General features: G+C 56.3%; 1 protein-coding gene. It reads left to right on the top strand.

What is annotated here, in order from left to right; translation table 11 throughout:
• Positions 1-1,422 (top strand): hypothetical protein (locus tag K206_RS44130; protein WP_369796951.1); only part of this gene is annotated, 1,422 nt, incomplete at both ends.

Here is a 1,422-nt window from a genome sequence, read left to right as displayed (position 1 = left end):
ACACAAAAAATCTGACAGGTTCCTGCACGAAGGTTTTCTCGACCGACTGCTTCATACAGATTCCATGCGACTTTTGTCGCGCAAAGAGGCCAGTGCAACAACTAAGCGCACGAGCGACACCCTCACCCTTAAAGCCACGCCACCTGATAGCACTGAGCATCGGGAACTGCGCCTCGACTATCATGTTGCGCGATTCTTGCTCGACCTGAAACATGTACAACCTGAGCGCTTCAATCGAGTGTCCGACATCGCGTTCGCGAATATGGCCGCAGAAGCACTGGCCTGCTTCCGCGAGCCGGAGGCTGCGGATGTGACACGGTCGTTGGAAGGCTTTTCGGTGTACCTCGACTCACCTCTGCTTCTCGACATTCTCGGTATCAACTCTGAATACGAAGACTACGGGAAAGAGTTGCTTGAGATGATTAAGGCAACGAAGGCAATGCCGATGGTCTTCGATGACGCCATCGCGGAGGCCGAGTCGGTCATCGCAGCTAGACTTGCTGTGGCAAGGTCGGGCAGTGGCCAATCAGTGGGCCCTTGGGGAGCCGCATCTCCTCACGTACTAAGCGCCCTGACGAATCAGGTTGGTGCTCAGGCCGAAAAACGAGGCATCAAAACGAAGGCGAATCCCACTGTGGATTTGACCCGCCGTTCCAAAGAAACGGTCGGCAGTATCCAGGTCGCAATGGAACGTCAGATGGCCGCGTGGCGCAACGAAGAGGCTCGAACACATGACCAGCGCTCGGTTTGGTCGATGCTACGCATTCGCAACACGAAGGAATTGCGTACGAAGATTCGCGAAGGTGAATCTGTCTTTGTAGCGCGTAACACGCTCCTAGTGCGCATCGCCAATAAAGCCTGGCGAACATGGTTGAGTGAGGGAGTTCGCCACAGTCAAGATACTGCAGAACGATGGGCACCAATCGCAATGTCCGACAAGCAGCTCGCAGGCTACCTGTGGCTGCGCAATAGCGGTTCGGGTAACGGGACAATGTCACGAGCGCGGTTGCTCGCCCATTGTTCGGCGGCAATACGACCGCGCCCTGACGTGAAAGCCCGAGCATACAACCTCGTTTTGGAGTTAGAGGGCAAGGAAGCAGCAGATACCGTCGCTGCGTTGCTGGAGGACCGGGACGGAGAGAGAGCCCTTATCCGTGCCACTCGCGCCGACCCCGAGGATGTTACGCCGGAGCGGCTTCCTTACATCCTCGACCAAGTCAAACGAGGGGCTGGGGAGTATGCCGCGGCACTTGCTCGCGAAGAAAGTCGCATTGCGGCAGAAGCAAAACAAGCTGAACACGATGCGGAAATTGCACGCCTTCGGCAGGCTGCATCTGAGGAGGCTCAGAAGGCCGGCGCTCAATCGGAAGAACTTGCTCAATCGCTCGCGCAACAGACTCTGAACCTGTCAGATTTTTTGTG

It is taken from the genome of Cupriavidus sp. WS (assembly GCF_000395345.1).
Taxonomy (GTDB): Bacteria; Pseudomonadota; Gammaproteobacteria; order Burkholderiales; family Burkholderiaceae; genus Cupriavidus; species Cupriavidus basilensis_B.
Note: the sequence above shows the minus strand (reverse complement) of the source record. Positions and strands in the feature narration are given on the sequence as shown.